A 6,031-nucleotide genomic window follows, 5' to 3' on the forward strand; every position below is an offset into this window, starting at 1 on the left:
TCGCCCGCCGGGGCAGTTCTGAAAAAAGAAAAAAGCCGCGTCAGCCTTGCCTCAGGCGCTAAAGAGCCAGAGCTAAAAAGCTGACGCGGTAATCAACGCTTCAGGAAAGCGTGCTGACTTGATGACCTTCAGCCATAGCCACCACTACTTTGCGCGGTCCGCTGAACGGCGAGCGGGCGTGGGCAGCCAGCATGTTGTCGAGCATCAGGACGTCGCCGCTGTACCACGGGAAAACCACTTTGGTTTCCTCCAGCACACCGCGCACTTCATCGAGCAGCGAATCTTCGATAGGGCTGCCGTCGCCGTAGTACACATTGCGCGGCAAGTCCTCCTCGTCGACCACCTCCAGCAGGTTTTCCCGTACTTCCTGTGGCAGGTTGGAGATGTGAAACAGGTGCGCCTGGTTGAACCAGACCCACTCCGCAGTGCGCGGATGACGCGCCACCGCCTGGCAGAGCTGGCGCGTGCGTAGTTCGCCGTCGTCTTTCCACTCGCACTCGATAGAGTGCAGACGGCAGTAGGCTTCGACTTCCTGCTGGTTATCGGTGTTGAACACTTGTTCCCACGCAACATCCAGACCGTTGCCGAAATTGCGCACGTACATCAGGCCGCGTTCGGTGAAGCGCTCGCGAATAGCCTGCGGCACGCGCCGATAGACCTCGCGGCTGTCCGCCACCGGGGTTTCGCCGCCGACCAGCGCGGCCTGCACACAATAGAACCAGATTCTCATCGGCCATTCGCGGGTGTAGGCCTGCTCGTTGTGCAGCGGAATGTGCTGATGGGCCGGATACTCGGTGGACGTATAAACACCGGAGGTCACATTGCTGCGCGGCGTTGAACCGAACTCGTAGTTGAGTAGCGGATGACCAAAGCCTGCCGCGAACTCTCTGAAGCGCTCGGCACCGCCGACGTGAAAACCACGCAGCAACAGGCCGCCGCACTTTTCCAGGCGCTCGGCGCTCAACACACGCAACTCGGCGAGCGCATCCTGCAGATCAATGCCTTCGTGGCGCGCCTGGACCAACAACGGCAGGTCGCCGCGAACGCCGGGCAACGTATCAAAGGTAAACAGTTGACTGGAATCCATCGCGCATTCTCCGCTCAAGCCGTGACCGGCTGTTGCACTGGCCCGACTGGCTGCAGTCGCTCGACCATCAGCTCGAGCAGGTGCGCTTCATGGGCATTGATAAAAAAGTGGTCGCCGTCAAACATCTCCAGGGAGAAGCCTTCAGCGGTTTCGTTCTGCCACGCCGACAAAGCCTCTACCGACATGCGGTCCTGCTTGCCGCCAAATACATGAATCGGGCTACTGAGCAATGCCCGGCGGTCATAGCGATAACGGCCACACAAGAGGAAGTCGGCACGCAGTACCGGCAGAGTCAGGAGCAGCATTTCCGGGTCCGCGAACACCGCCTCGTCGGTTCCGCCCAATTGACGCAAACGGGCCAGCAACTGCTCATCGCTCTGCTCTGCCTGCAAGTCAGTGTGGTATTCACGGTGGGCGGGAGCCGGTGCGCCGGAGACGAACAGCATGCGCGCAGGTGGTGCCCCCTTGCGCCGCAAGGCGTGGGCCAACTCAAAGGCGAGCAACGCTCCCAGACTGTGACCGAACAGGACGTAAGGCAGATCAAGGCGACCTTCCAGTTCGACGGCAAGCTGCGCCACCAGCGCTGGCATATCGGTTTGCAGCGGCTCGTTAAAACGTCGGCCACGACCGGGCAACTCAAGCGGACAGACTTCGATCCATGCTGGCAGCGAGCGACGCCAGCGCAGATAAACCATGGCGCTGGCACCGGAGTAAGGCAGACAGAACAGTCGCAGGGCAGGACGCTGCATGGCTCAACGCGCCTCCGTCTGCCCGTCCATCTTTTGCCGCAGGCTCAGGGGCCGCATGTCGGTCCAGACCTGCTCGACGTAGGCCAGGCAGTCAGCCTTGTTGCCCTGCTTGCCCGCCTCACGCCAGCCTGCCGGCACGGCCTTGTAGTCGGGCCACAATGAATACTGCTCTTGCTGATTGATCAGAACCTTGTACAGCGCGTCTTCGCGATCAAATGCCATTGGACTTACTCTCCTGTCGCCAGCGAATAGATCGGTAGAAGGCCTTTTACGTCGGCCTTTTTACCTGCTTTCCAATAAGACGAAGGGAGGATGAGAATAATTATGATTAAGTGAGAGATTGTTTCAGCCTGTGCCGCAGCCGGCATTGCACCGTGCTGCGGGTGTTGCGGGTGTTGTTGCGAAGGACGGTCAGCGCAGCGTGCCGCGCAAGCGTGCGACCTGCTCCCGAGCCAGGCGGGCTTTCTGTTACTTCAAGGAGTTCAAGGGCCTGGAGGAGGTGGAACCTGAACGCAGGCATCGCCCCCAACAATCAAGTTCGACTTTGCTTCCGACCCTATGTCATCAACAGCTCAACTAAAGCTCGGAGAACTCGGCTATCTTTTTCACAAGCTCGGAAAAATTCAATGGCGTCTCAGCCTCATCATCACAACGATTTCTTATCAACGTATACGCATCGATAGCCGGTGACAAGACTTCTATCACATCGCCCTTATAGTTCGTTATTTCAATAAAACCACTGACGACACCATTTAGATTTTCAATTTCCAAAACCAATGTCGAAAATTTAAACAGCGCACCCTCTTCATCCGTCCCTGCCCCTGTCGAGGGATTATCAAAGTAAACATTTAACTTAGGAAAAACATCTCTATTCCATTCGAAAATCGGCAACATACGTACCCATTGTTTGAATTCAACTTCATTCTCCCTCCCGGAAAATTCACACTTGAAAATCGGAACACAGAGAAATAGTCCATCACGTTTATCCCGCAAATCCCCTTTCAAATGCCCGTGATATTCCTTTGGAACCGCTATCGCATGAGTAAAGCCATAACTGTTTTCTTGCAGACTATATAGGGTAGGCTTAACGGGAGACAGAAAATCTGGCAATTGATCCAGTACAGCAGATGCAAACTGGCGGTCATCTACATTTTCAGACCCCACGACAGCATAATGATGAGCATAGCTTTTCAAACAGTATCGAAAAGTTTTCTTTGGAAAATCATACTGAAAAAAAAGATGCCCAGAACTGTCCTCATCGACTACATCAAAAGACTCTAATAAATCCTGCCTGGCAAACATAGTAGATTCTCCTTGTCCTGCTCAGGACCTACGTCCTGCCTTTATCCAATACCGTTCGCCGACATAACCTGGTGGGCCGGCACTAAGGCGCTGGGACGTTTAATCGTGTCGTCAGGACGAGCCGCGCCATTCTCTTGAGAGCAACACTGGTCGACGACTTTCTGTTCAGCTGCGGTGTTCAGGCTACACGGATCCAGCGTTTGCACCAAGGAGGGGGACACAATCCAGCAATAGACGAACCCATACGAAAATTGACGCGCGAAGAATCGTAAAAGACTGTACCTGCTGTTTACTTTGTAGGAGCTGCCGAAGGCTGCGAAGCATTCATCCTGACACACCGCCATCGCAGCCTTCAGCAGCTCCTACAGATTCCCGGGCTGACGCCTGATCAAATCGCAGGAGCATAAAACCCAGACAACAAAAAGCCCGCACTAGGCGGGCTTTCTGTTGCTTCAAGGAGTTCAAGGGCCTTGAAGCGAAATATGGCGCAGCGGACGGGACTCGAACCCGCGACCCCCGGCGTGACAGGCCGGTATTCTAACCGACTGAACTACCGCTGCGCGTAACACTTAGAGCGAGTTGGTGGGTGATGACGGGATCGAACCGCCGACCCGCTGCTTGTAAGGCAGCTGCTCTCCCAGCTGAGCTAATCACCCTTCACTCTCGGTGTGGCGCGCATTCTACGGAGCGACCTAACCTCTGGCAAGCACTTTTTTAAATAATTTTTATAATCCTTCCAAAGGCTTAGCTCAGGGTTGGCCGCAGGGTAATAGCAGCGAATAATGCCCCACTTTTTACAGAAGGAGAGATTCACCTCATGTGGTTCAAAAACCTGCTTGTCTACCGCCTGACCCAGGATCTGCCTTTTGACGCCGAAGCACTGGAAACCGCTTTGGCCACCAAACCGGCCCGTGCCTGTGCCAGCCAGGAGCTGACCACTTACGGTTTCGTCGCCCCTTTCGGCAAAGGCGAAGACGCACCCTTGGTGCACGTCAGCGGCGACTTCCTGCTGATCTCGGCCCGTAAAGAAGAACGCATCCTGCCGGGCAGCGTTGTGCGCGACGCATTGAAGGAAAAGGTCGACGAGATCGAAGCCGAGCAAATGCGCAAGGTCTATAAGAAGGAACGCGAGCAGATCAAGGATGAAATCATCCAGGCGTTCCTGCCGCGTGCCTTTATTCGTCGTTCGTCGACCTTCGCTGCCATCGCGCCGAAACAGGGACTGATTCTGGTCAACTCGGCGAGCCCGAAGCGCGCTGAGGATTTGCTGTCGACCCTGCGTGAAGTAATCGGCACCCTGCCCGTACGTCCGCTGACCGTGAAGACCGCGCCTACCGCTGTGATGACCGATTGGGTCACCACGCAGAAGGCTGCCGACAACTTCTTCGTGCTGGATGAATGCGAACTGCGCGACACCCACGAAGATGGCGGGATCGTGCGCTGCAAACGTCAGGACCTGACCAGCGATGAAATTCAGCTGCACCTGAGCACTGGAAAGGTTGTGACCCAATTGTCCCTGGCATGGCAGGACAAGCTGTCCTTCGTGCTGGACGACAAGATGACGGTCAAGCGTCTGAAGTTCGAAGACCTGCTGCAGGATCAAGCAGAACAGGACGGCGGCGACGAAGCACTGGGCCAACTGGACGCCAGCTTCACCCTGATGATGCTGACTTTCGGTGAGTTCCTGCCAGAGCTGTTTGAAGCGCTGGGCGGTGAAGAGATTCCGCAGGGGATTTAAACACCGTACAAATCTGTAGGAGTGAGCTTGCTCGCGATGGCGTTTCTCCAGACGCCATTTCTGGAACTGACAGAATGCTATCGCGAGCAAGCTCACTCCTACAGTTCCAGTGCTCGCTGGACTACTACAACCTCCCTCCTAATAAGAAAGGAACCCGCCATGCGTGCATTGGCAGCCTTGAGTCGTTTTGTCGGTAATACCTTTGCGTACTGGGTGCTTCTGTTCGCCATATTGGCCTTCGTCTTCCCCCAAGCGTTCATCGGGCTCAAGCCCCTCATCGTGCCGTTGCTGGGTCTGGTGATGTTCGGCATGGGCCTGACCCTGAAGCTTGAAGACTTTTCCGAAGTCGCCCGCAATCCATGGCGTGTTGCCTTGGGTGTGGTTGCGCACTTCGTGATCATGCCCGGCGTGGCGTGGTTGTTGTGCCAAGTGTTCCAACTGCCGCCGGAAATCGCCGTCGGTGTGATTCTGGTTGGTTGCTGCCCGAGCGGTACCTCGTCCAACGTCATGGCGTGGCTGGCCAAGGGCGATCTGGCGCTGGCCGTTGCCATTGCAGCGGTCACCACCCTGCTCGCTCCGCTGCTGACGCCAACACTGATCTGGTTCCTGGCGTCGGCCTGGTTGCCGGTGTCCTTTATGGATATGTTCTGGTCGATTCTGCAACTGGTCATGCTGCCCATCGTGCTTGGCGTTTTGGCCCAGCGCCTGCTGGGTGCCCGGGTCACTTACGCGATCGACGTGCTGCCGCTGATTTCGGTGGTGAGCATCGTGATGATCGTCTGCGCCGTCGTTGCCGCCAGCCAGGCGAAAATCGCTGAATCAGGCTTGCTGATCATGGCAGTAGTGATCCTGCACAACACCTTCGGCTTCCTGCTGGGTTACTTCACCGGCAAGGTGTTCAAACTGCCGCTGCCTCAGCGTAAGTCATTGGCACTGGAAGTCGGCATGCAGAACTCCGGCTTGGGTGCCGCCCTGGCCAGCGCCCACTTCTCACCACTGGCGGCCGTGCCAAGTGCGCTGTTCAGCGTGTGGCACAACATTTCCGGGGCACTGCTTTCGACCTACTTCCGCAAGATGAAGGATGACGATGAGCCGGTGAAGGCTGGGTCGGCTGCGGTTGATTGATTAAAACTCCTGTGGATTGAAACGCAATCC

At 56.3% G+C, this 6,031-nt stretch carries 6 protein-coding genes and 2 tRNA genes; 2 read left to right on the forward strand and 6 right to left on the reverse strand.

From position 1 onward, the window contains the following. Window positions 1-100: 100 nt before the first annotated feature. From H8S59_RS07090 to H8S59_RS07115, 6 genes are all read right to left on the reverse strand, one after another. Window positions 101-1,087, reverse strand: coding sequence for a TauD/TfdA family dioxygenase (locus H8S59_RS07090; protein ID WP_187520950.1), 987 nt, complete (start codon window positions 1,085-1,087; stop codon window positions 101-103). A gap of 14 nt (window positions 1,088-1,101) precedes the next feature. Then, window positions 1,102-1,836: a thioesterase II family protein gene (locus H8S59_RS07095; protein WP_095093479.1), complete on the reverse strand. Its 735-nt coding sequence runs from the start codon at window positions 1,834-1,836 to the stop codon at window positions 1,102-1,104. Window positions 1,837-1,839: 3 nt separating this feature from the next. Further along, window positions 1,840-2,058: an MbtH family protein gene (locus tag H8S59_RS07100; RefSeq protein WP_095093480.1), complete on the reverse strand. Its 219-nt coding sequence runs from the start codon at window positions 2,056-2,058 to the stop codon at window positions 1,840-1,842. Between the two features lie 354 nt (window positions 2,059-2,412). Next, window positions 2,413-3,138 (reverse strand): hypothetical protein, encoded by a 726-nt coding sequence (locus tag H8S59_RS07105; RefSeq protein WP_187520951.1) that lies wholly within the window; start codon window positions 3,136-3,138, stop codon window positions 2,413-2,415. 483 nt (window positions 3,139-3,621) lie between these two features. Continuing rightward, window positions 3,622-3,698, reverse strand: a tRNA-Asp gene (locus H8S59_RS07110). A 20-nt stretch (window positions 3,699-3,718) separates the two neighbouring features. Beyond that, window positions 3,719-3,794, reverse strand: a tRNA-Val gene (locus H8S59_RS07115). 161 nt (window positions 3,795-3,955) lie between these two features. Here H8S59_RS07115 and rdgC point away from each other — a divergent pair. Continuing rightward, complete coding sequence (gene rdgC, locus H8S59_RS07120; RefSeq protein WP_027901105.1) at window positions 3,956-4,876, forward strand: recombination-associated protein RdgC; 921 nt, start codon at window positions 3,956-3,958, stop codon at window positions 4,874-4,876. Between the two features lie 159 nt (window positions 4,877-5,035). Beyond that, on the forward strand, window positions 5,036-6,001 hold the full coding sequence (locus H8S59_RS07125; RefSeq protein WP_187520952.1) for a bile acid:sodium symporter family protein: 966 nt from the start codon (window positions 5,036-5,038) through the stop codon (window positions 5,999-6,001). Window positions 6,002-6,031: the final 30 nt, after the last annotated feature.

The sequence above is a fragment of the Pseudomonas folii genome, assembly GCF_014357575.1.
Classification (GTDB): Bacteria; Pseudomonadota; Gammaproteobacteria; order Pseudomonadales; family Pseudomonadaceae; genus Aquipseudomonas; species Aquipseudomonas folii.